Annotated in this window: 15 protein-coding genes; 7 read left to right on the top strand and 8 right to left on the bottom strand. The window is 61.6% G+C overall.

Annotation, left to right across the window (positions count from 1 at the left end):
- Nucleotides 1-88: 88 nt before the first annotated feature.
- Nucleotides 89-859, top strand: a complete 771-nt coding sequence (locus tag HU762_RS19375) for a ParA family protein (RefSeq protein WP_186639737.1) — start codon at nt 89-91, stop codon at nt 857-859.
- A gap of 27 nt (nt 860-886) precedes the next feature.
- Here the strand turns inward: HU762_RS19375 and trxC are convergent, their stop codons facing one another.
- Together trxC and ycaC are read right to left on the bottom strand one after the other, a co-directional pair.
- On the bottom strand, nt 887-1,309 hold the full coding sequence (gene trxC / locus HU762_RS19380) for a thioredoxin TrxC (RefSeq protein ID WP_186639739.1): 423 nt from the start codon (nt 1,307-1,309) through the stop codon (nt 887-889).
- Nucleotides 1,310-1,426: 117 nt separating this feature from the next.
- On the bottom strand, nt 1,427-2,053 hold the full coding sequence (gene ycaC / locus HU762_RS19385; RefSeq protein WP_018603387.1) for an isochorismate family cysteine hydrolase YcaC: 627 nt from the start codon (nt 2,051-2,053) through the stop codon (nt 1,427-1,429).
- A 204-nt stretch (nt 2,054-2,257) separates the two neighbouring features.
- On the opposite strand from ycaC, the gene HU762_RS19390 reads away from it, so the two are divergent.
- A complete protein-coding gene (locus HU762_RS19390) occupies nt 2,258-3,163 on the top strand; it encodes a LysR family transcriptional regulator (protein WP_346656875.1) in 906 nt (301 codons plus the stop codon).
- Between the two features lie 103 nt (nt 3,164-3,266).
- On the top strand, nt 3,267-3,536 hold the full coding sequence (locus HU762_RS19395; protein WP_186639741.1) for a hypothetical protein: 270 nt from the start codon (nt 3,267-3,269) through the stop codon (nt 3,534-3,536).
- A gap of 194 nt (nt 3,537-3,730) precedes the next feature.
- On the opposite strand, the gene HU762_RS19400 is transcribed toward HU762_RS19395, so the two are convergent.
- The 4 genes from HU762_RS19400 to HU762_RS19415 all read right to left on the bottom strand — a co-directional run bounded on the left by HU762_RS19400 (nt 3,731) and on the right by HU762_RS19415 (nt 12,241).
- A complete protein-coding gene (locus HU762_RS19400) occupies nt 3,731-5,194 on the bottom strand; it encodes a protein adenylyltransferase SelO (RefSeq protein WP_186639743.1) in 1,464 nt (487 codons plus the stop codon).
- Between the two features lie 37 nt (nt 5,195-5,231).
- Entirely contained in the window at nt 5,232-8,594 is a 3,363-nt protein-coding gene (gene mscK / locus HU762_RS19405; protein ID WP_186639745.1) for a mechanosensitive channel MscK, read from the bottom strand.
- Between the two features lie 34 nt (nt 8,595-8,628).
- On the bottom strand, nt 8,629-10,371 hold the full coding sequence (locus tag HU762_RS19410) for a potassium/proton antiporter (RefSeq protein ID WP_186639747.1): 1,743 nt from the start codon (nt 10,369-10,371) through the stop codon (nt 8,629-8,631).
- A gap of 244 nt (nt 10,372-10,615) precedes the next feature.
- Entirely contained in the window at nt 10,616-12,241 is a 1,626-nt protein-coding gene (locus HU762_RS19415) for a methyl-accepting chemotaxis protein (protein WP_186639749.1), read from the bottom strand.
- Nucleotides 12,242-12,499: 258 nt separating this feature from the next.
- Between HU762_RS19415 and HU762_RS19420 the strand changes: the two genes are divergently transcribed.
- Together HU762_RS19420 and HU762_RS19425 are read left to right on the top strand one after the other, a co-directional pair.
- On the top strand, nt 12,500-12,730 hold the full coding sequence (locus tag HU762_RS19420) for a hypothetical protein (RefSeq protein WP_186639750.1): 231 nt from the start codon (nt 12,500-12,502) through the stop codon (nt 12,728-12,730).
- Nucleotides 12,727-13,029 (top strand): cell division protein ZapA, encoded by a 303-nt coding sequence (locus tag HU762_RS19425; RefSeq protein ID WP_186639752.1) that lies wholly within the window; start codon nt 12,727-12,729, stop codon nt 13,027-13,029. The genes HU762_RS19420 and HU762_RS19425 overlap by 4 nt, the downstream gene beginning before the upstream one ends.
- A gap of 54 nt (nt 13,030-13,083) precedes the next feature.
- On the opposite strand, the gene HU762_RS19430 is transcribed toward HU762_RS19425, so the two are convergent.
- Nucleotides 13,084-14,886 carry an acyl-CoA dehydrogenase gene (locus HU762_RS19430; protein WP_186639754.1) on the bottom strand — a complete coding sequence of 601 codons (1,803 nt, stop codon included), beginning with the start codon at nt 14,884-14,886 and terminating at the stop codon, nt 13,084-13,086.
- A gap of 155 nt (nt 14,887-15,041) precedes the next feature.
- Nucleotides 15,042-18,995 (bottom strand): trifunctional transcriptional regulator/proline dehydrogenase/L-glutamate gamma-semialdehyde dehydrogenase, encoded by a 3,954-nt coding sequence (gene putA / locus HU762_RS19435; RefSeq protein ID WP_186639756.1) that lies wholly within the window; start codon nt 18,993-18,995, stop codon nt 15,042-15,044.
- Nucleotides 18,996-19,456: 461 nt separating this feature from the next.
- Here putA and putP point away from each other — a divergent pair, with 461 nt between their 5' ends.
- Together putP and HU762_RS19445 are read left to right on the top strand one after the other, a co-directional pair.
- Nucleotides 19,457-20,941, top strand: coding sequence for a sodium/proline symporter PutP (putP, locus tag HU762_RS19440; protein ID WP_186639758.1), 1,485 nt, complete (start codon nt 19,457-19,459; stop codon nt 20,939-20,941).
- A 354-nt stretch (nt 20,942-21,295) separates the two neighbouring features.
- On the top strand, nt 21,296-23,314 hold the full coding sequence (locus HU762_RS19445) for a type VI secretion system tip protein VgrG (protein WP_186639760.1): 2,019 nt from the start codon (nt 21,296-21,298) through the stop codon (nt 23,312-23,314).
- Nucleotides 23,315-23,415 lie beyond the last annotated feature (101 nt).

The raw sequence follows: 23,415 nt of genomic DNA on the forward strand, positions 1-23,415 counted from the left end.
CGATGCCGTAATCCGCCCCCGCTGAAGGTAGCGAAGCGGCGCGTAGGCCTACTACACTCGGGAATCTTTGATACACGGAGGTTTTGATATGCGGCGTGTGGTGTTCAATCAGAAAGGTGGCGTGGGCAAGTCCAGCATCGCCTGCAATCTGGCGGCGGTCAGCGCCAGCGAGGGTTATCGCACGCTTTTGGTCGACCTGGATGCCCAGGCCAATTCCACTCAATACCTGACCGGCCTGACGGGCGATGACATTCCCATGGGTATCGCGGACTTTTTCAAGCAGACCCTATCGTCCGGGCCTTTTTCGAAAAAGAACAAAGTGGATATCTACGAAACGCCCTTCGATAACCTGCACGTGATCACCGCCACGGCGGAGCTTACGGATTTGCAGCCCAAGCTTGAGGCGAAACACAAGATCAACAAGCTGCGTAAATTGCTCGAAGAGCTGGACGAGGATTACGACCGGATCTATCTGGACACGCCGCCAGCGCTGAACTTCTACGCTGTATCAGCGTTGATCGCCGCCGACCGTGTGCTGATTCCCTTCGATTGCGACAGTTTTTCCCGCCAGGCGCTGTACGGCCTGCTGGCGGAAATCGAGGAACTCAAGGAAGACCACAACGAGGGGCTGGAAGTCGAAGGCATCGTGGTCAATCAGTTCCAGGCCCGCGCCAGCCTGCCTCAACAGATTCTCGACGAACTGATCGCCGAAGGCTTGCCGGTGCTGCCCGTCTACCTGAGCAGTTCGGTGCGCATGCGTGAGTCGCACCAAGCGAGCCTGCCGCTGATTCACTTGGATCCGCGGCATAAGCTGACCCAGCAGTTCGTGGAGTTGCATGGCTTGCTGGAAAGCGCCTGATCCTGGCTGCGCAAATAATGCGGGGCTTCAAATCCCCTGGCTGCGCAACCAACTCATCAGTTGTGGCAACGGTAACGCGCCGCTCTGGCGCGCTACCTCCCGACCGTCCCTGAAGAGAATCAGGCTGGGAATCGAACGAATCCCCAACTGCGCCGAGAGCTGCTGATTGGCTTCGCTGTCGAGCTTGGCCAGTCGGCACTTGCCGGTCAGCTGTGCGGCGGCCTGTTCGAACACCGGCGCGAAGGATTTGCACGGGCCGCACCACTGCGCCCAGACATCCATCAGCAACGGCAGATCGCCCTTGATCTGGCTGGCGTAGTCGCCTTGCTTGAGTTCGAACGGTTTGCTTGAAAGCACCTGGGCTTTGCAACGCCCGCACTTGGGCTGGTCGCCCAGGCGTTCGGCGGGGATGCGATTGAGCCCATTGCAATGGGGGCAGGGGATCAGCATCGGATCGTCTCCTGGAAAAATTCAAATGGCCTGGCACAGATTGAACACCAAGTTGCGACCAGCGCAAAACCCCCGTGGGCGTCTGCACGCTCCACAGGGGCGGAAGGGGTGTGGCTGTTATTTAGCGTTGGTCAGCGTGTTGTAGCTGGTCATCAGGTTACGGTAGTCCGGGATGTGGTTGGAGAACAAGGTCGCCAGTCCTTCCACATCGTTGCGCCAGTCGCGGTGCAGTTCGCAGGCCAGGCCGAACCAGGTCATCAGTTGCGCACCCGAGGAAGACATGCGGTCCCAGGCAGATTGACGGGTCAGTTCGTTGAACGTTCCGGACGCATCGGTGACCACGAACACTTCGAAACCTTCGGCCAGGGCCGACAGCGCCGGGAAGGCCACGCAAACTTCGGTCACTACGCCGGCGATGATCAGCTGCTTCTTGCCGGTGGCCTTGATTGCCTTGACGAAATCTTCGTTGTCCCAGGCGTTGATCTGGCCAGGACGGGCGATGTACGGGGCGTCCGGGAACAGCGTCTTCAGTTCGGGCATCAACGGGCCGTTGGGGCCGGTTTCGAAACTGGTGGTGAGGATGGTCGGCAGTTGGAAATACTTCGCCAGGTCGGCCAGGGCCAGCACGTTGTTCTTGAAACGGTCCGGATCGATGTCGCGTACCAGCGACAGCAGGCCAGCCTGGTGGTCTACCAGCAGAACAGCAGCGTTATCTTTGTCGAGACGGTTGTAGGAAGTAGTCATGGCGTAGCCCTCATTAAGTTTTGGTTGCCGAAGGTTCGGCGTGGTTAAGGTTTTTAATGTCGGTGCAGCGATTATTCGGTAACTCATCTGGCCGAAGCGCCGGTTTGAATCCGTGTTGCGTTTCGATGGGTGTAGATTAAAACTGGCACCTTTGAACCGCTAGACTGCGAAAATCAGCCTTAGCGTTCTATTTGGAGAACGATCATCGAAGACCTCAACACGCTTTACTATTTCACCCAAGTGGTTGAGCACCGTGGGTTCGCCGCGGCCGGCCGCGCACTGGACATGCCGAAGTCAAAGCTCAGCCGGCGTATCGCCCAGCTAGAAGAGCGGCTCGGGGTGCGATTGCTCCATCGCACCAGTCGCCATTGCACGCTGACGGAGATCGGCCAGGCCTATTACCAACGGTGCCTGGCGATGCGGGTCGAGGCCGAAAGCGCTGCGGAGGTCATCGAGCGCAACCGCTCCGAGCCCCAAGGGCTGGTGCGCATCAGTTGCCCGACGGTGCTGCTCAACAGTTGGGTCGGGCCGATGCTGACGCGCTACATGCTCAAGTACCCGCGGGTGGAGTTGTTCATCGAGAGCACCAACCGCCGGGTCGACCTGATTCATGAAGGGTTCGATATCGCGTTGCGGGTGCGCTTTCCGCCGCTGGAAAACACCGACATGGTCATGAAAGTGCTGAGCAACAGCACCCAGTGCCTGGTGGGCGGGCCGTCGTTTCTCGAGCGCTTGTCTTCACCTGCCTCGCCGGCGGACCTCAATGGCCTGCCGAGCGTGCATTGGGGCGCGGCGCAGCGCGAGTATCAGTGGGAATTGTTCGGCCCGGACGGCACCCGCGCGCTGATCCGCCATGAGCCGCGCATGGTCACCGATGATTTGCTGGCCCTGCGTCATGCGGTACTGGCAGGCATCGGCATCGCCCACCTGCCCACCGTAGTGGTGCGCGAGGACATCGCGGCCGGGCGGCTGGTGGAACTGGTGCCAGGCTGGACGCCCAAGTGCGGGATCGTCCATGCGATCTTTGCGTCACGGCGCGGGTTGCTGCCGTCGGTGCGCTCGCTGATTGACTTTCTGGCCGAGGAGTTCAGCCACAGCGATATGGCCTAGGGCTGTCTCCAGCAGGTTGCCATTCATCAGGTGCGCCGCACTGTAAACGTGTCACGGCCTCAAAAAAGACACGACGTACCCGTTTGCAACCTCAGGAGGTCCCATGAGCCATCCTCAAGACCCAGCTACTCCCCAGGCAGTAGACAACCCCAACGACGACGGCTTCGTCCTCGGCACCGCCGGCCGCGACGAAGACCCCAACGCCGCCCCGGCCTACGCCACCGACAGCCGGCACGACCGTGATGAATTGACCCCTGAAGACGCCCGCGGCATGCCTGGCTATCCCGATGAAAAACCTGCGCAAGAACCGGCCAGTGAAGAGACGGAGTCAGGGATCGAGACGCCTGAGCAGGGGAACGATAAGGCGGGGTGAGCAGCCTACGATGACTCTCGTCCAGGCAACCCTGATTCCGTGGCGAGGGAGCTTGCTCCCGCTCGGCGGCGCAGCCGTCGTAATCTGGTTGACGCGGTCAGTCTGAAAAGCGCGTCAGTCCATTTTGGGACTGCTGCGCAGCCCAGCGGGAGCAAGCCCCCTCGCCACGGGGATTGATGCGTCTGGCGAGAGGGTCACGACGAGCAACTGATCTCCAAGTGCTTGCCCCATTCCGGAGGGCGCTCGGCGTAGCTGTCCATCCCCGGTTGTTCTTCGAACGGCTTGCTCAGTACGGTGTGCAGGCGGCGGACTTCTTCGTAGTCGCCGGACTCGGCGGCGTCGATGGCTTTCTGGGCCAGGTAGTTGCGCAGCACGTACAGCGGGTTGACGGCATGCATGCGGGCGCGGCGCTGGTCTTGATCAATGGGGCCTTCGCGATTGACCCGGGCGATGTAGCGTTCGCCCCAGGCGTCGAAACCCTTGAGGTCGACAAAGTCATCGCGCAGGGTGGCGACGGCTTGCTCGGGAGATTGCTCGCCCAGTCGACGGAAGAACAGACTGTAGTCGACGCCGCTGTTTTGCATCAATTGCAGCAGGCGTTCCACCAACTTCTGGTCATCTTCTTCGGCCTGGGTCAGGCCGAGTCGGCGGCGCATCAGGTCCAGGTAGTGGGCCTGGTACAACGGCAAGTACAAACCGAGCGTTTCGCGCAGGGCGTCGACGCTGATGAACGGCGTCAGCGCCTGGGCCAGGGCGCTGAGGTTCCACTGGCCGATGGGCACCTGGTTGCTGAACGAGTAGCGGCCCTGGTCATCGGAGTGGTTACAGATGAAGTTCGCATCGAAGTCGTCGAGGAAGGCGAACGGCCCGAAGTCGAACGTGATGCCCAGGATCGACATGTTGTCGGTGTTCATCACGCCGTGGCAGAAACCGTAGGCCTGCCACTTGGCAATCAACTCGGCATTGCGCTCGACGATCTCGCGGTACATCGCCAGGTACGGTTCCGGCTGCTCGCGGCATTCGGGAAAATGCAGGTTCAGCACATGCTCGGCCAGCGTCGCGTGTAGCTCGGGCTTCTTGGTGTAGTAGAAATATTCGAGATGGCCGAAGCGAACATGGCTCGGCGCCAGGCGCAGCACCATGGCGGCGCGCTCCTGCTTTTCGCGCCACACCGGAGTGTCCGAACCGATCACGCACAAGGCACGAGTCGTGGGGATGCCCAAGGCATGCAGCGCTTCGGAGGCGAGGAATTCGCGGATCGAGGAGCGCAGCACCGCTCGCCCATCGCCCATTCGCGAAAACGGTGTCTGCCCGGCGCCCTTGAGGTGCAGGTCCCAGTGCTCACCGGCCTCGTTGTACACCTCTCCCAGCAGCAGCCCTCGGCCATCGCCCAGTTGCGGGTTGTAATGGCCAAACTGGTGCCCGGAATACACCATCGCCCGAGGCTCGGTTTCGGCCCACAGCTTGTGGCCGCCAAAAATCTCGGCGAATAACGGTGCCTCGGCTTCGGCCGGATCCAGGTCCAGCAGCGCCATGGCGGCCGGGCTGGCAACCACCAAGCGCGGATTGTCGATAGGCTCGGGCAGCACGTGGGCCGAGAAACCGTCGCCCAGGCGGGCAAAACGGTTATCGAAGGTCAGCGTTTCCAGCGTTTTCATGGCTGTCTCCGGCGGGTTGCCCGCAGGCACCGCGCGATCAGTCGAGAGTCTGTTGCGGTGGCTCCGGAACGGGCTTGATGCTGGCTACCGCCGAGGGCACAGGGCCGAGGGTCTTGTTGTCGGGTTCGGCGGGCACCAATTTGTATTCCTGGCCTTGCAGATTTTTCAGATAGATCTCCATCTGACGGAACGAGATGTTGATATGTTCCTTTTTGAATTCGCGGTTGATGAAACGGTTGATTTCATCGAGTACCGGGTTGCGGTCACCCAGGTCGCGAACGTGCATGCGCAGTTCATGATCGAGGGTGCTTTCGCCGAAATTCAGGAAGTACACGATAGGCTCCGGTTCCTTCAGGACACGCGGATTGTCGCGGGCAGCCTTGAGCAGCAGCTCGCGCACCCGATCGAGGTCCGAGCCGTAGTCCACGCCCAACTTCAACGTCACGCGGGTCACGGTGTCGGTCAGCGACCAGTTGATCAATTGCCCGGTAATGAAGGTCTTGTTGGGGACGATGATGTCCTTGCGATCGAAGTCGGTGATGGTGGTCGCGCGAATGCGGATCTTGCTGACCGTGCCCGACAGGTTGCCGATGGTGATGGTGTCGCCGATCCGCACCGGGCGCTCGAAGAGGATCATGATCCCCGAGATGAAGTTGGCGAAAATCTCCTGCATGCCGAAGCCCAGGCCCACCGAGAGCGCGGCCACCAGCCATTGCAGTTTGTCCCAGCTCACGCCCAGGGTGGACAGCGTGGTGACGAAGCCGACGCCGGCGATGACATAGGACAGCAGCGTGGTGGTGGCATAGGCGCTGCCCTGGGCCAGGTTCAGCTTCGACAGCACGAACACTTCCAGCAGGCCCGGCAGGTTGCGCGCCAGGGCGAAGGTGATGCCGATGATGATCAGCGCGCCGAGCATGTCGCCGATGCTGATGGGCACCATGCTCATGTTGACGCCAGTGCCGCTGGTGTATTCGTAAAGGGTGATGTTGTCCAGGTAGGAGAACACGCTGATCAGGTCCGACCAGACCCAGTACAGCGCGGCCATGAAGCCGCCCAGCAGGGCGAGGCGGATCAGGCGCAGGGACTGTTCGTTGACCTTCTCGATGTCCAGGGTCGGTTCCTCCACCACCGCTTCGCCGTCGCCGGCTTCCTTGGCCGCCTGGCGCTTGGCCAGGGCACGCTGGTAGGCCAGGCGCCGCGCAGCGACCGACAGGCCGCGCACGAAGGTGGCTTCGATGACCAGCCAGAACATCAGCAAATAGAGCGTGTTGATCAAGCGGTCGCTGAGCTTCAGCGCGGTGTAGTAGTACCCGAAGCATACGGCGACAAACAGTGCGATCGGCAGCGCGGTGAACAGCACGCCGACGGCCTTGCGAAACAGCGAGGTGTTCTTGTGCGTAGGGCTGCTGAGCAGCAACCGGCTGAGCAACCAGGCCATCGAGGCGTAGCAGGTCAGTACCACCGGCATGCCCAGCACGTCATCGGCCAGGGCCGACGGTTGCAACTCCGCCACGGCCACCACTGCGACCAAGGCCAGCACCACCAGCCCAAGTCGACGGATCCAGCCCTGGAGGAATTCCACCTGGGGTTTTTCCCAGCGGAAGTGCAGCTCGGCCACGCCGCCTGGGGAGAGGATTCGATAGGCGGTGTAGAACACCAGCCAGGCTTGCCCGATCTGCAACAGTGCCGCGCCGAGATTGGTGTTCTGGCCGCGGGCGTCAATCTGTAGGGCGTAGCCGCACAGCGCCAGCGCCAGGGCCACCGGCATCGCCAAGAGGATATTGATCAGGATCGCCTGGGGCGTGTGCCACTGGCTGTCGCGCTTGAAGTGCCCGACATCCTGGTGAACCTTGTTCAAGCGCGCGTAAAGATTCTTGCGGCGCCACAGCAGTGCACCGATCAGCAGCGCCAGCGGCAGGAACAGCAACGGTCGCTGGGTCAGGCCGTCGGCCAGTTCGCTGAGGCTGGAAGCCCAGGGCAGCGAGTCGACCTGTTTCTCCAGGCGGGCCGGCACGCCACGCATCCATTCGAAATCCAGCGGCTTGTTGCTGGGAATCCAGAACATCTGTTCTTCGAGGGTGGACCGCAGGTTCTGGGCCGTGCTGAGCAATTGCTTCTGGTTGAGCTGCAAGGTAATGGATTCGTTGAGCACCGCGCTCAATTCGCGGTTCAGTCGCTCCAGCAGGTCAACGCGAGTAAGGGCCAGTTCCAGCAGGGTCTTGCGCAGTTGCGGCGTGACCTGCTCCGACGGCTGGGACGCCAGCAGGCTATCGACGTAGGCGCTCGGATTGTTCAGCAGCTCGCGTTGCTGGCTGACTTCAAATTGGTAGAGGCGGATGTCGGCGATCTGGTCGGCCAGGTTCTGATCCAGCTTCAAGCGCGGCAGGGTCTGGCGCTGCTTGTAGAGAATCTTGGAGAGCAGCAGGCTGCCCTTGAGCACGCTGATCTGTTCATCCAGGGCCGCATCGGTCTGGGTCACGCTGTCCAGAAGCTGCTTGGTCTGCAGGTTCTGCTGGGTGACCTCGTTGAGGCGGTCGGTGCTCTTGAGCAGGTAATCGGAGAGCTTGAGGTTGGCCGAGCTTTCCGTCGCCAGCAGGCTGCTGCCGCCGGCCTTCTGCGCTTCGATGGACTGCTGGGTCACGGTTTCCTGGGATTGAGCCAGGCGCTTCTGATTGATCAGGTTCTGCAGGTCCTGGATTTCCCGCTCCATGCGATCGATTTTTTCCGACAGCAAGTCGTGCTGGCTGTTGCCCAGGTCTTGCAACTGGCTGTTGCCGGCGAGTTCCTGGCGGCGCAGCGGAATTAGCGCATTCAGGGCCGCCAGTTCGGCGTTCAGCTGGTCGCGCTGCTCGCCGCTCAAGGCTTTGCCGGCATCTCGGCCGGCCTTGAGGATGGTATTGATTTGCTGGATGCGGGTCTGGCTGGCGGAAATTTCAGCCTGGGCCCGCTCCGGACGGGTCTGCGCGGTGATGACCAGGCTGTTGGCATCGGCCAGGGCTTTTTGCAAGTCGCTCTGCTGGGTGGAGCGTTCCGTCAGCATCTGCTCGAGTTGGGGGATCGGCAGGTTGGCGTAGCGTTGCGCCACCGGAACAACGGTGGTGCCCTTGAGTCGCGCCAGCTCACGCTGGTTCTCGATGTTCTGCCGAGGTGCGTTCGCCAATTGCTGCTTGAGCGCCTGCAGCTTCTGCTCGTAGTCGGCCTTGCTGGAGAGTTGCGTCAGGGTGTTCTGCAACACGGCCTGCAAGGCTTTCTGGTCGGCCTCCGGCAGCTTGCGGTCGCCGATCTTTTCCAGGCTGGCCTGCACCGAGGTGCTGGTGGGCGGTTCGGCGGCTTGCACCGTGCAGATGGAAAGACTCAGGCCGAGCAGGGCGATGGCAAAAAAGGAGCGCAGGGTAGGCATAGAGACCGGTCAAGCAAGTGAGAGTGGGAGCAGTTTAGAGGAACAAGCCGGGACCCGGGCGACTTCCTTTGGGGAATCTGACGCCCACTTTGCCGATCTTGTTCCCATCCATGGCCGCGACGGTCCACAGGGTGTTGTTCCAGTCCACCTGGTCGCCGACTACTGGCGCTCCGCCAACTTTCTGGGCAATGAAGCGGCCCAGGGTCATGTCTGGATCGATGCCATCGAGTTGCAGCCCGTACAGCGCCGCAACCGCGGCCAACTGGGCGTCTCCTTCGAGCACGAAGTCGCCGAAGAAGCGCAAATCCAGGCCTCGTTGCGGTGCCTGGCTGAACAGTTTTCCCAGGGCCGGCAAATCGTGTTCATGGCCAATTACGCACAGCAAATCATCGACTTCCAGCACCGTACTACCCGACGGATGGAGCAGCTGCTGGCCACGAAACAGGGCCGCGATACGTGTTCCGTCGGGCATTTTCAGGTCGCGCAGCGGTGAGCCGATGCACCATTTTTCGGCGCCGAGGCGATAGATGAACAGCTCCCACTCGCTGGTGACATGAACTTCCAGCGCCGCCCGCGAAATCGGCAACGGCTCTGGCGGAACGGTCACATGCAGCAGCTTGGCGACCCAAGGCAGGCTCGTACCTTGCACCAACAGCGACACCAGGACGATAAAGAAGGCCAGATTGAAATACAGCTGCGCGTGGGGCAAGCCGGCCATCAGCGGGAATACCGCCAGGATGATCGGTACAGCGCCGCGCAGGCCGACCCAGGAAATGAAGGCTTTCTCGCGGCCGTGGAACGCCTTGAACGGCAACAGCCCCACCATGACCGACAGCGGCCGCGCGAACAGAATCATCCACAAGGCCAGGCCGAGGGCGGGCAGGGCGATAGGCAGCAAGTCATGGGGTGTGACCAGCAGGCCCAGCACCAGGAACATGCCGATCTGCGCGAGCCAGGCCATGCCATCGAGCATGTGCAGGATGCCGTGGCGGCTGCGCACCGGACGGTTGCCGATCACCAAGCCGCACAAGTACACAGCGAGGAAGCCGCTGCCGTGCAGGGCGTTGGTCAGGGCGAACACGGCCAGGCCGCCGCTGATGACCAGGATCGGGTAGAGGCCGTTGGCGAGGTTGATGCGATTGACCAGTTGCAACATCAGCCAGCCACCGCCCAGGCCGATCACCGCGCCGATGCCGAACTCGCGCACCAGATGCCCGAGCAGGCTCCAATGCAGGCCGGTTTCACCGCTGGCGAGCATGCCGATCAAGGTGACAGTGAGGAACACCGCCATCGGGTCGTTGCTGCCGGACTCGATTTCCAGGGTGGCGCTGACCCGTTCGTTCAGGCCCTTGCCGCCCAACAGCGAGAAAACCGCCGCGGCGTCGGTGGAACCGACGATTGCGCCGATCAACAAGCCCTGCATCAGATTGAGATCAAACAGCCACGCCGCCGCCAAGCCGGTCAGTCCGGTGGTGATCAACACCCCGACCGTCGCCAGCGACAGCGCCGGCCACAAGGCCACCCGGAAGCTTGAAACCCGCGTGCGCAAGCCACCGTCGAGGAGGATGACGGCCAATGCGAGGTTGCCGACCAGATAAGCCGTGGCGTAGTTGTCGAACAGAATACCGGCGCCGTCGACACCGGCTACCATGCCCACGGCCAGGATGATCACCAGAATGGGGATGCCCAGGCGGGACGACAGGGAACTGACCAGAATGCTCGCACTCACCAGCAACGCGCCGATCAAGAACAGGCTGTTGATGGTCGTCGCGGTCAAAGGCAGTACTCCGGAAATCTTGAGGGGACAGGGCACAAACTGACCATGCAGTCTGCGTGCCAGCGATTCTAACCTGTTGAAATGTGATGCTGTCAAAAAAGGTTGGGGATAGCCCTTGTGGCGAGGGGATTTATCCCCGCTCGAGTGCGAAGCGCTCGCCTGCTGACTGCATGGCAGCACATATCGGGGGGTCGCTTCGCAGCCCAGCGGGGATAAATCCCCTCGCCACAAGGGCAAGTTTCGGTTAAAGGCTGAACCGCCCAACCATGCTGTTCAAGTCCACCGCCAAACGCGACAGCTCTGCACTCGCGGCACTGGTCTGGTTGGCGCCGGTGGCCGATTGCACCGACAGGTCGCGGATGTTCACCAGGTTGCGGTCCACTTCACGGGCCACTTGGGCTTGTTCTTCGGCGGCGCTGGCGATCACCAGGTTGCGTTCGTTGATTTCGACGATGGCCGTGTTGATCGTGTCCAGGGACATGCCTGCCCCGCGGGCGATGTTCAGCGTCGACTCGGCGCGCTCGGTGCTGTTGCGCATCGAGTCCACGGCGTGTTCGGTGCCGCTTTGGATGCTGCCGATCATGCGTTCGATCTCGCTGGTCGACTGCTGGGTGCGATGGGCGAGGGCGCGGACTTCGTCGGCGACCACCGCAAAACCACGACCGGCTTCACCGGCGCGTGCCGCTTCAATCGCCGCGTTCAGCGCCAACAGGTTGGTCTGGTCCGCCAGGCCGCGGATGACATCGAGCACCTTGCCGATGTCGCGGGACTCGTTAGCCAGGTTACCAATCAACGTAGCGGTGCTCTGTACATCGGCGCTCATGCGTTCGATGGCGCCGACCGTTTCTTGTACCAAGTCCCGGCCATCGCCCGCCGACGTGGTGGCATGTTTCGAGGCTTCGGAGGTGCTGACCGCGTTGCGCGCGACTTCTTCCACGGCGCTGGTCATCTCGTTGACTGCGGTGGCAGCCTGCTCGATTTCGTTGTTCTGCTGGGTCAGGCCTCGGGCGCTTTCGTCGGTGACGCTGTTGAGCTCTTCGGCGGCGGAGGCCAGTTGCGTGGCCGAGCCGGAGATCCGCTGCAGGGTGTCGCGCAATTTGTCCTGCATGGTCGCCATTGCCCGCAACAGGCGGCCGGCTTCGTCGCTGCCATCAACGGTGATCGGCCGGGTCAGGTTGCCCTTGGCGATTTCCTCGGCGGCATCCAGGGCGTTGGCGATCGGCTTGGTGATGCTGTTGGTCAGCAGCCAGGCGAACAGCAGGGTCAGGCCGGTGGCGATGGCCAGCAGCGTGACGACCCAGGTGAACGCTGTTGAGTACTGGTGTGCCGCGTCCTGGTTGAGCGTCTCGGCTTGCCGGTTGTTGATCTCGGTAAGACGGGTGATCGCCGCGTTGACGGCGTCGGAGTTGCTCAGCAACTCGGTGTTGAGCAGCGCTTGCAGCTGGTCGAGCTGATTATTGCGCGAAAGGGTTTTCATCCGCTCTTCAAGCTGGCGGTACTGGTTCAGCAGCTGTACGTACTGGTCGTAGGCGGCTCGTTCGTCAGGGGCGCTGATGAGTTTTTCATATTCGGTCTGCGCTTCGCGGATCTGCTGGTTGCGCTGCTCGAACAGCTCGTAGGTTTTTTGCTGGACGTCCGATTCGCGGTTGGTCAGCAGGCGATAGGACAACACACGCAGGCGCAGGGCGAGCTGGGTGAACTCGTCCAGGGCCTTGATGCTGGGTACGCTGTTCTGGGCGATGGTTTCGCCCGACTCGCGGATCTTGCTCATCTGGCTCAAGGCAAAGACGCCCAGGGCCAGCATCAGGGCGCCGATCATGGCAAACCCCAGGAACGCCCGCGGCGCGATGTTCATATTACGTAGGGACATGGAAGTTACCGTGAAGAAGCGCGTCCGTGCGGGGCTGTGACTGGTTTCACTGACTTATCGGTCTGGCCTGTCAAGTCTTGAGGGCACTGCGTGCTTTTGTCGCACTCCGTGGCCGGTGGTGCGACGAAGGGTCGGAACCAGATGCTGTGTTCACAGTCTTTACAGCTCGCGAGCGGAGCACTGCCGCCCTCTGAGTCGTGGCGCCGACGGTGACTTTTCTTTATCGTACGCGCCCCTTGAAAAAGCCTGGAAATCAATATGTTGGAAGCATCCCTAAGTCAGCTGGAGCAATTGGTCAACGACCTGGTGCAACAGAACCGCGACCTCACCAGCCTGAACGAAACACTGAGCGCTGAACTGGCCAAGGCCAAGGATGAAAACGAAAGCCTGCAGCTGAACCTCATGGAGCAGGAAGAATTGCATGGCGCTACCACCGCGCGTATCAAGGCCCTGGTCGAGCGCGCCAGCAACGCAACGGCCAGCGCATGAAACACGGGGTCGACGGGGTAACAGTCGTCTCGATTCTCGGGGAGGATTATTCGATCAAGGCACCGGCCGGGCAGGAGCAGGCCTTGCTGGACGCCGCTTCGATGCTCAAGTCCGCCCTGGCTGATACCAAGCGCAAATATCCGACGCTGATCGGTGACCGCCTGCTGGTGCTGGCGGCCATGAACCTGTGCTCGCAGCAGATCGAAATGCAAAAGCAGCACCGGGCGGAACTCGACCGATGCCAGGAACAGGTCAACGCCACGGTCGAGGTAATTGCCAAGACTATTCAGCAGGCCTGAAGCCCATCGCGAGCTTTCTCGCGATTGGATTTCAGCCGCGTTGAATGTCTTGGCTCAGAACCACTCGTCCCGCATCGCCAGGCAGGTATCGTCTCGCGTCTCTAGAATTGCCAGTTCGTGGTGGCAGCCGGGCACTTCCCAAGTCAGGAAGTAACGCGCGGCCTGCAGCTTGCCGTGATAGAAGTCGCTGTCCGCTGCATTGCCCCTGGCAAGTCCTTCCTCGGCACGGATCGCCTGTTCCAGCCAGCGCCAGCCGATCACCATGTGCCCGAAGACCTTCAAGTACAGCGCTGAGTTGGCCAGGCTGCTGTTGACCTTGCCTTGGGCCAGGTCTGTCAGCAGGCCGAGGGTGACCGTTTGCAGGCGCGTAACCAGGGCCTCCAGCGGCTGACGCAAGGACGTCAGCGATTCATATGGCTGGGCACGTTCGGTGGTGTCGGCCACCAGGCGAATCAGTTGTTTGAGCCCGGCACCGCCGTTTTGCGCCAGTTTGCGCCCCAGCAAGTCCAGCGACTGGATACCGTGGGTGCCCTCATGAATCGGGTTCAAGCGGTTGTCGCGGTAATACTGCTCCACCGGATATTCGCGGGTGTAGCCGTGGCCGCCGAGGATCTGGATCGCCAGCTCGTTGGCCTTCAGGCAGAACTCCGATGGCCAGGATTTGACGATCGGCGTCAGCAGGTCCAACAGCTCATGGGCCCTGCGGCGCTCGGCCTCGCTTTCAAGGGTGGTGGTGTCGTCGAACAGCCGCGCCGCGTACAGGCCCAGGTCAAATGAGCCTTCCACGTAGGCTTTTTGAGTCAGCAACATGCGGCGCACGTCGGCGTGCTGGATGATCGCCACGGGCGCGGCGGTCGGGTCCTTGCTGTCGGGTACCCGGCCCTGCGGACGTTCGCGGGCGTATTCGAGGGAGTACAGGTAGCCGGCATAGCCCAGCATCACTGCGCCCATACCCACGCCGATTCGCGCCTCGTTCATCATCTGGAACATATAGCTCAGACCGTGGTGCGGTTTTCCTACGAGATAACCGACACATTCGCCGTTGTCGCCGAAGTTGAGCGCGGTAGACGTGGTGCCGCGCCAACCCATCTTGTGGAACAGTCCGGCCAACAGCACGTCGTTACGCGGGCCGAGGCTGCCGTCGTCGTTGACCAAAAACTTGGGCACGATAAACAGCGAAATGCCTTTCACACCTGGCGGTGCATCCGGCAGTTTCGCCAGCACCATGTGCACGATGTTTTCCGACAACGGATGATCGCCGCCGGAAATAAAGATCTTGTTGCCCTTGAGTCGATAGGTGCCGTCGCAAGCCGGCTCCGCGCGCGTACGAATATCCGCCAGTGATGAGCCCGCGTGGGGCTCGGTCAGGGCCATGGTGCCGAAGAATCGGCCGTCGATCATCGGTTGCAGGAAACGGCGTTTTTGCTCTTCGCTGCCGAAGCTCTCGATCAGGTTCGCCGCGCCCATGGTCAGGAATGGATAAGAGGTCGAAGCGGCATTGGCCGATTGAAAATGCGCGAAGCAGGCCTGGGACAGCAATGTCGGCAGTTGCATTCCGCCGGCGTCGAAGCTGCGCGCGGCGTTGAGGAAACCGGCCTCCAAAAAGGCATCCACCGCCGGTTTCACCTCGGGAATCAGGATCGCCTCGCCGTTCTCGTAGCGCGGTTCGTTTTCATCATTCTTACGGTTGTGAGGTGCGAAAAATTTCTCGGCGATGCTGCGGGCCGTGCCAATGGCGGCATCGAAGGTTTCGCGGTTGTGCTCGGCAAACCGTTCGCGCTGGGTCAGGGCTTCGGCATCAAGGACTTCATACAGCTCGAAAGCCAGATTGCGGGAACTGAGCAACGTCTCGGACATGGCGGCCTACCTTTTTTGGAAGTGGGCCGAGTCTAGGTGGGCTGATAAAGGCTGAACAGGATGATTGATGGGGTTGATAAAGCAGTACAAGCCGCAAGCTGAAAGTAAGCGAATTTGCCTACTTGCAGCTTGCAGCTCGAAACTTGCAGCTGCCCTTAACCTATCGTCATCAGGCTGGCGTTACCGCCCGCCGCCGCGGTGTTGACGCTCAGGGCGCGTTCGATGACCAGGCGTTCCAAGGCGATATTGGTTTCGCCCTGGGACAAGCCATGTACCCCGACAATGGCGCCGGCGCGCTTGGCCACTTGCTGGCACACCCCACGCAGTTGGTCCGAGTCGCCGTGATGCAGGACCGCGTCGAACAGCACATCGTCCTTGGTCCAGTCGGCTACCCGCTGGATGCGTGCCTGAATGTCCTTCGGCAAGCGTGCAAACACCGCCTTGCTGGTGTCGGTTTCCGGCCACACGGCCGAGCCGCCCACGGCCAGTACGGCCGCCAGTTGCGTCAGCAGATCGCCTTCGACGTCGGCCAGGCACAGCACGTGCTCACGCGGCAGGATGGCGTAGCTGTTGCGCTCGCCGGTCGGGCCGGTCAGCTGGCGGGTGATACCGCTCTGCGACTGGGCCGCGAACTGCACGCACAAGGCGCTCAGTTCGGCGAGTTTCTGACTGTCGGCCCAGGCTTGCAGCGCCGCCAGCGGTTTACCCATGGCGTCGCGCAAACGCAGGTCCGGCGCCGCCAGGGCATCGCCACGCACGAACGATTGCTGGATCGCATCGGTAGGACGTGTCGATAGCAGGCGGTACAGGTACAGCGGACCACCGGCTTTCGGACCGGTGCCCGACAGGCCTTCGCCGCCGAACGGCTGCACGCCGACCACGGCACCGACAATGTTACGGTTCACGTAGACGTTACCGGCATGGACGTTGTCGATGACCTTGGCGATGGTCTCGTCGATACGCGTGTGCACGCCAAGGGTCAGGCCATAGCCGGAGGCGTTGATCTGGTTGATCAACTGGTCCAGCTCCTTGCGCTTGTAGCGCACCACGTGCAGCACCGGGCCGAAGATTTCGCGCTGCAGCTCATCGAAGCTTTCCAGCTCGATCAAGGTCGGCATCACAAAGGTGCCGCGCTTGCACTCGTCACTGTCGGCGATTGCCATCTGGTACACAGTGCGACCTTTGTCACGCATGGCCTGGATGTGTTTCTCGATGCCGGCCTTGGCCTCGGCGTCGATCACCGGGCCGATGTCTACCGACAGGCGTTCAGGGTTGCCGAGGCGAGATTCGGCCATGGCGCCCTTGAGCATTTCGATGACGCGGTCGGCGGAATCTTCCTGCAAGCACAGGACCCGCAGGGCCGAGCAACGCTGGCCGGCGCTGTCGAAGGCCGAGGACACCACGTCGATGACCACTTGTTCGGTCAGCGCCGAGGAGTCGACGATCATTGCGTTCTGGCCACCGGTTTCGGCGATCAGCGGAATCGGTCGGCCCTGGTTGTCCAGGCGTCCGGCGACGTTGCGTTGCAACAGGCGCGCGACCTCGGTGGAACCGGTGAACATCACGCCTTTGACCCGCTCGTCACCCACCAGGCGGGCACCGACGGTTTCGCCGCGACCGGGCAGCAGTTGCAGGACGCCTTCCGGAATGCCGGCTTCGAGCAACAGGCGCACTGCCTGGGCAGCCACCAATGGCGTTTGCTCGGCGGGCTTGGCCAGTACCGGGTTGCCAGCGGCGAGTGCGGCCGCGACCTGGCCACTGAAAATCGCCAATGGGAAGTTCCACGGGCTGATGCACACAACCGGGCCGAGTGGGCGGTGGGCGTCGTTGGTGAAATCGTTGCGAGCCTGTACCGCGTAGTAGCGTAGGAAATCCACGGCTTCGCGCACTTCGGCGATGGCATTGGCGAAGGTCTTGCCGGCTTCGCGGGCCAGCAGGCCCATCAGCGGCTGGATCTCGCCTTCCATCAGGTCGGCGGCGCGTTCAAGGATCGCGGCGCGCTCGGCCGGGGGCGTGGCCTGCCAGATCGGTGCGGCGTTGAGTGCGCACTGGATGGCGTTGTCGACATCGGCGACGGTGGCTTCCTGCACATGACCGACCACGTCGCGGTGATCGGCGGGGTTCAAGACCGGCGCAGGGGCTTCTTCGCTGGCGGCGCAACCGAGCATCGGCGCGGCTTTCCAGTCGTTATGGGCGGTGGCCAGCAGGGCGCAGGACAGCGAAGCCAGGCGATGCTCGTTGGCCAAGTCGATGCCGCTGGAGTTGGCGCGCTCGCTGCCATACAGGTCGCGCGGCAATGGAATGCGCGGGTGCGGCAGGCCGAAACCACCTTCCAGCGTCGCCATCTGCTCGATGCTTGCTACCGGGTCGGCCACCAATTCCTGGATGGAAATGGACTGGTCGGCGATGCGGTTGACGAACGAGGTGTTCGCGCCATTCTCCAGCAGGCGACGCACCAGGTAAGCCAGCAATGTTTCGTGGGTGCCGACCGGGGCGTACACGCGGCACGGACGGTTCAGCTTGCCTTCGGAGACTTTGCCTACAACCTGTTCGTACAGCGGTTCGCCCATGCCGTGCAGGCACTGGAATTCGTACTGCCCCGGGTAATAGTTCTGACCGGCAATGTGGTAAATGGCCGACAGGGTATGGGCGTTGTGCGTGGCGAATTGCGGGTAGATGACTTCCGGCACCGACAGCAACTTGCGTGCACAAGCGATGTAGGAAACGTCGGTGTACACCTTGCGGGTGTAGACCGGGTAGCCTTCCAGGCCTTCGACTTGGGCGCGCTTGATCTCGCTGTCCCAGTACGCGCCTTTCACCAGGCGAATCATCAGGCGGTGACGGCTGCGACGGGCCAGGTCGATGACGTAGTCGATCACGTACGGGCAACGCTTCTGGTACGCCTGGATCACAAAACCGATGCCGTTCCAGCCGGTCAGCTGCGGTTCGAAGCACAGGCGCTCGAGCAGGTCCAGGGACAGTTCGAGACGGTCGGCCTCTTCGGCGTCGATGTTCAGGCCGATGTCATATTGCTTGGCCAGCAAGGTCAGCGACAGCAGGCGCGGGTACAGCTCTTCCATGACGCGTTCGTACTGGGCGCGGCTGTAACGCGGGTGCAGGGCCGAGAGCTTGATGGAAATACCTGGGCCTTCGTAAATCCCACGGCCATGGGACGCTTTGCCGATGGAGTGGATGGCTTGTTCGTACGAGGCCAGGTACTTCTGGGCGTCATGTTCGGTGAGTGCGGCTTCACCCAGCATGTCGTAGGAATAGCGGAAGCCCTTGGATTCGAACTTGCTGGCGTTGGCCAGGGCTTCAGCTATGGTTTCGCCGGTGACGAACTGCTCGCCCATCAGGCGCATCGCCATGTCGACGCCCTTGCGGATCATCGGCTCGCCGCTCTTGCCGATGATGCGGCTCAGGGACGAAGTCAGGCCGGCTTCATTATGGGTGGCGACCAGTTTGCCAGTCAGCAGCAGGCCCCAAGTGGCAGCGTTGACGAACAGCGATGGGCTGTTGCCCAGGTGCGGGTGCCAGTTGCCGGTGCTGATCTTGTCGCGGATCAGGGCATCGCGGGTGCCTTTGTCCGGGATCCGCAGCAGCGCCTCGGCCAGGCACATCAGCGCCACGCCTTCCTGGGACGACAGGGAAAATTCCTGCAACAGGCCCTGAACAATACCGGCACGGCCGCCGGCACTCTTCTGGTTACGCAGTTTTTCAGCAATCGACGCGGCGAGCTTGTTGGTGGCCTCGGCCATTTCAGCCGGCAGGCGAGCCTGCTCGATCAGCATTGGCACCACTTCGGGTTCCGGGCGGCGGTAAGCGGCGGTAATGGATGCGCGCAAGACCGATTGCGGAAGGATGCTCTCGGCGAATTCCAGGAAGCACTGGTGAGCGTGATCGGCCTGGACCTCGCCAGCGTCGTCGCTGTCGGCGCGGATCGAACCGTTCAGTTCGGTCAGGGTTGCACCACCCTCGAGTTTCTCCAGATAATTGAAGATTGCCTGCTTGATCAGCCAGTGCGGCGTGCGATCAATCGAGGACGCGGCCGCCTTGAGGCGTTCGCGGGTCGGGTCGTCGAGTTTGACCCCAAGGGTGGTGGTAGCCATATTTTTATCCTCATGTTTGCCACGTACCGCGTGGCATCAGCTGGCGGCAAGATTAGCTGCGAGCTGAATGAGGTGCAACCGGGTGCAACCCTTTTTTGTCGGAATATTCCGCAGCTCGTCAGGAAATGAATTCCTGTGTTCGCTTAACTGCACCCCCTTAGTGCTTTGGCTTCTAGCGAATCGCTGTTACTGCACTAAAAGGGAGCAAAAAAGGCCGGTTCGGCGAAAAAACCGACTGGGTGCAACTGATTCGAACGAAACTGGTTGCACCTTATTTGATTTGTTGAATAGCATTCGCGGCCAAGGTGCAACCGGCTCCAAGCCGAGGGGCATCGGCTGATGGCTTTCCTGGGGAAACATCAGTCATAAATTTGCGGGTCTGCAAACCGTCGGTACAACGTCTGCGTTGTCGGCGCTTTCAACTGCCACCGCACCATAAAAACAAAGCCAGGGCGTAACTCATGAGTGTTAGCAACCCCACCCTGATCACCTTCGTGATCTACATCGCAGCCATGGTCCTGATCGGCCTGATGGCTTACCGCTCCACCAATAACCTTTCCGATTACATCCTGGGCGGTCGTAGCTTGGGCAGTGTCGTGACGGCCCTCTCTGCCGGTGCCTCCGACATGAGCGGCTGGTTGTTGATGGGTTTGCCCGGTGCTATCTACATGTCCGGCCTGTCGGAAAGCTGGATCGCCATCGGCCTGATCATCGGTGCCTACCTGAACTGGCTGTTCGTGGCCGGTCGCCTGCGGGTCCAGACCGAGCACAACGGCGATGCGCTGACGCTGCCAGACTATTTCTCCAGCCGTTTTGAAGACACCAGCGGTTTGCTGCGAATCATCTCGGCGGTCGTCATCCTGGTGTTCTTCACCATCTACTGCGCTTCCGGCATCGTCGCCGGTGCCCGCCTGTTCGAAAGCACCTTCGGCATGTCCTACGAGACAGCGCTGTGGGCCGGTGCTGCCGCGACCATCGCCTACACCTTTATCGGCGGTTTCCTGGCCGTGAGCTGGACCGATACCGTACAAGCCACCTTGATGATCTTCGCGTTGATCCTTACGCCGATCATCGTGCTGCTGGCCACCGGCGGTGTCGACACCACGTTCCTGGCCATCGAAGCGAAAGATCCCACTTCGTTCGACATGCTGAAAAACACCACCTTCATCGGGATCATCTCGCTGATGGGCTGGGGCCTGGGCTACTTCGGCCAACCGCACATCCTGGCGCGCTTCATGGCGGCGGATTCGGTCAAGTCGATCGCCAAGGCGCGTCGCATCTCCATGGCCTGGATGATCCTGTGCCTGGGCGGCACCGTTGCCGTCGGTTTCTTCGGTATCGCTTACTTCTCGGCGCATCCTGAAGTCGCGGGCCCGGTTACCGAAAACCCTGAGCGCGTGTTCATCGAACTGGCCAAGATCCTGTTCAACCCTTGGGTTGCCGGGGTACTGCTGTCGGCCATCCTGGCCGCTGTGATGAGCACCCTGAGCTGCCAATTGCTGGTGTGCTCGAGCGCCCTGACCGAAGACTTCTACAAGACCTTCCTGCGCAAGAGCGCTTCCCAACTGGAATTGGTCTGGGTCGGTCGTGCCATGGTGTTGTTGGTGGCATTGGTCGCCATCGCCCTGGCTGCTAACCCGGAAAATCGTGTACTGGGTCTGGTGAGCTACGCCTGGGCCGGTTTCGGTGCCGCATTCGGTCCGGTTGTTCTGATCTCGGTAATCTGGAAGAACATGACCCGCAATGGCGCCCTGGCCGGTATCCTGGTTGGTGCGATCACCGTCGTGGTCTGGAAACACTTCGAACTGCTGGGCCTGTACGAAATCATCCCGGGCTTCATCTTCGCTAGCCTGGCTATCTATTTTGTCAGCAAGATGGGCTCGCCTACCGCCGGTATGCTGCAGCGCTTCGACGCGGCCGAGAAAGATTTCCGCTTGAACCAGTAAGCTTTCGGCGAGGCCTGCACGGCTCGTCCTAGCATCAAAAAACGGCCCGCCTCCCTTGGAGACGGGCCGTTTTTTTTATGGGTGTCCGTCCGAATCGTCGGGCTGGTTGAGGAAGATCAGCACGCCGGAGTCCGCTAATGGCCCACCCCTTGTAGCGGGCTGTCATGGTTGCGATTCATGCGTGCGAATGCTTCCAGCCACCCACGACGCAAAATTTGTCTGTAAGAAAGTACAGCGCGCCCCGAAGTTTTTGGCTTATCAGATGTAAGGCAAATCTGTTTTTCACAACGTCCGATCCAGACTCCGAATAGCTGATGCAGAATCGCCCGTCTTCATTCAGCAGAGGCACATCGGATGTTCGCGCCTGCCAACCAACCACGTTTCACGCTGACGTTCGACAGCGGGCCAAATGAGCTCAGGGTGCTTGAGTTCAAGGGCAAGGAAGCTATCAGCCAGCCCTACTGCTTTGACCTGGAGCTGGTCAGTGAGCGGCCCGACCTGGCGCTTGAAGATCTACTGCATCGCCAGGCGTACCTGAGTTTCGATGATCGAGGTGGTGGAATACACGGCCAGGTCTACAGCGTGGCCCAAGGCGATTCGGGCAAGCGCCTGTCCCGCTACCAGATCAGCCTGGTGCCGCGCCTGGCGTACTTGCGCCATCGCATCAACCGGCGGGTTTTCCAACACCTGAGCGTGCCGGATATCGTCGCCAGTATCTTGAAGGACCACGGCATCTTCGCCGACGCCTACCAGTTCAGCCTTGGCGGGCAATACCCCGAACGTGAATATTGTGTGCAGTACGGTGAAAGCGATCTGGCCTTTATCGAGCGGATTTGCGCTGAGGTCGGCATTCACTATCACTTCCAGCACAGCCTTGGCGGCCACCTGCTGGTGTTCGGCGACGACCAGACGATGTTTCCTCGCTTGCCTGAATCGACGCTGTACCTGCCGGGCAGCGGCATGGCTGCCGGCGAGCCGGCGATCAAGCGCCTGGCGGTGCGTCTGCAGACCCGCACCACGGCCGTGACACTGCACGATTATGACTTTCGCAAGCCCGGCCTCCAGCTTCAGGCTGGCCTCGACAACCAGCGATTACCGTCGCTTGAGAGTTATCACTACCCGGGTCAGTTTATCGATCGTGAGGATGGCAAGCTCTTGGCCCGGCGCACCCTCGAACGCCATGGCGCCGACCATCGCGTGGCCCAGGGCAGCGGTGACGACAGTGCCTTTGCCAGCGGGCATTTCATGCGCATCAAGGAGCACCCACGGGCGCCATGGAATGACCTTTGGTTGCTGACGCAAATCGACCACCATGGCCGCCAGCCGCAAGTGCTTGAAGAAACCGCCTCGATTGGCCCGGAAGAGTTCCAAGGCTACCGTAATACCTTTCTCGCAACGCCGTGGGATGTGTTCTTTCGTCCGCCCTTGCAGCACAAGAAGCCGACCGTTAACGGCTATCAGCCTGCCGTGGTGACGGGGCCGCAGGGCAGTGAGATCCATTGCGATGAGTTCGGGCGGGTCAAGGTGCAACTGGTCTGGGACCGCGACGGTGAGCGTGATGAACAGTCCAGTTGCTGGCTGCGCGTGGCCACCGGTTGGGCTCATGGTCACTATGGCAGTGTGATGATTCCGCGGGTCGGCATGGAAGTCCTGGTGGGATTCATGGAGGGCGACGTCGACAAGCCGCTGGTGGTTGGCTGTCTGCCGAACGGTGCCAACCCGGTGCCGCTCGACCTGCCGGCGGACAACACCCGCAGCATCCTGCGCAGCCAGAGCAGCCCGGGTGGTGGCGGCTACAACGAGTTGCGCATCGAGGACCGCAAGGGCGCCGAGGAAATCTACCTGCGGGCGCAGCGCAACTGGACCCAGCACGTACTGCATGACCAGCGCGTGCAGGTCGATCACCAGCGCAGCATCGTCGTCACTGGCCTGGCGCGGCATGAGCTCAAGGCTGACGAGCAGCGCATCACTCAGGGGCGGCGCCAGGTTGAAATCCGCCAGGACGATCATTTGCTGGTCGCGGGCGACCGGCACATCCGCGTCGCCAACCAGGCCGTCAGCGCCGCTGGGGGATTTCATGTCAGCGCCGGCCAGCAGGTCGTGTTGGAGGCGGGCGCCAGCGCGACCATCCAGGCGGGGGGGCACTGGATCAACATCGGACCGGGTGGGATCTTCAGCAGCGTGCCGATCCAGGTGGGCGGCGCCGCAATGGTCGCAAAAGGCGCCGCACCCATCGCGCCCGGCGCCCCGGAAAAGCTCACCGCAGCCGTGGCCCCTCACCTTTCCCTCGCGCAAATACTGAGCTTGAGAAGTCCGGCACCCTTCTGCGAGGAGTGCGAGCGGTGCAAGGACGGCGCTTGTAGTTTGTCGTAGCTCGCCACAGGGCCGGGCTGACGACTGTTCGTCCGCTCGGCCGCGAACCCCTGACGTTCGGCGCGCTTCAAGGTAAACTCGGCGGCCTTCGCAGGAGCCGC

The sequence above is a fragment of the Pseudomonas sp. SWRI92 genome, assembly GCF_014268685.1.
In the GTDB taxonomy this organism is placed as follows: domain Bacteria; phylum Pseudomonadota; class Gammaproteobacteria; order Pseudomonadales; family Pseudomonadaceae; genus Aquipseudomonas; species Aquipseudomonas marvdashtae.

Coding starts and splice junctions, on each gene's coding strand:
- HU762_RS19400 (WP_186639743.1), bottom strand. CDS start 5,194: ATGAAAACGCTGGAAACGCTGACCTTCGATAACCGTTTTGCCCGCCTG.
- HU762_RS19445 (WP_186639760.1), top strand. CDS start 21,296: ATGTTCGCGCCTGCCAACCAACCACGTTTCACGCTGACGTTCGACAGC.
- HU762_RS19425 (WP_186639752.1), top strand. CDS start 12,727: ATGAAACACGGGGTCGACGGGGTAACAGTCGTCTCGATTCTCGGGGAG.
- HU762_RS19375 (WP_186639737.1), top strand. CDS start 89: ATGCGGCGTGTGGTGTTCAATCAGAAAGGTGGCGTGGGCAAGTCCAGC.
- HU762_RS19415 (WP_186639749.1), bottom strand. CDS start 12,241: ATGTCCCTACGTAATATGAACATCGCGCCGCGGGCGTTCCTGGGGTTT.
- ycaC (WP_018603387.1), bottom strand. CDS start 2,053: ATGACTACTTCCTACAACCGTCTCGACAAAGATAACGCTGCTGTTCTG.
- mscK (WP_186639745.1), bottom strand. CDS start 8,594: ATGCCTACCCTGCGCTCCTTTTTTGCCATCGCCCTGCTCGGCCTGAGT.
- HU762_RS19430 (WP_186639754.1), bottom strand. CDS start 14,886: ATGTCCGAGACGTTGCTCAGTTCCCGCAATCTGGCTTTCGAGCTGTAT.
- putP (WP_186639758.1), top strand. CDS start 19,457: ATGAGTGTTAGCAACCCCACCCTGATCACCTTCGTGATCTACATCGCA.
- HU762_RS19395 (WP_186639741.1), top strand. CDS start 3,267: ATGAGCCATCCTCAAGACCCAGCTACTCCCCAGGCAGTAGACAACCCC.
- HU762_RS19420 (WP_186639750.1), top strand. CDS start 12,500: ATGTTGGAAGCATCCCTAAGTCAGCTGGAGCAATTGGTCAACGACCTG.
- putA (WP_186639756.1), bottom strand. CDS start 18,995: ATGGCTACCACCACCCTTGGGGTCAAACTCGACGACCCGACCCGCGAA.
- trxC (WP_186639739.1), bottom strand. CDS start 1,309: ATGCTGATCCCCTGCCCCCATTGCAATGGGCTCAATCGCATCCCCGCC.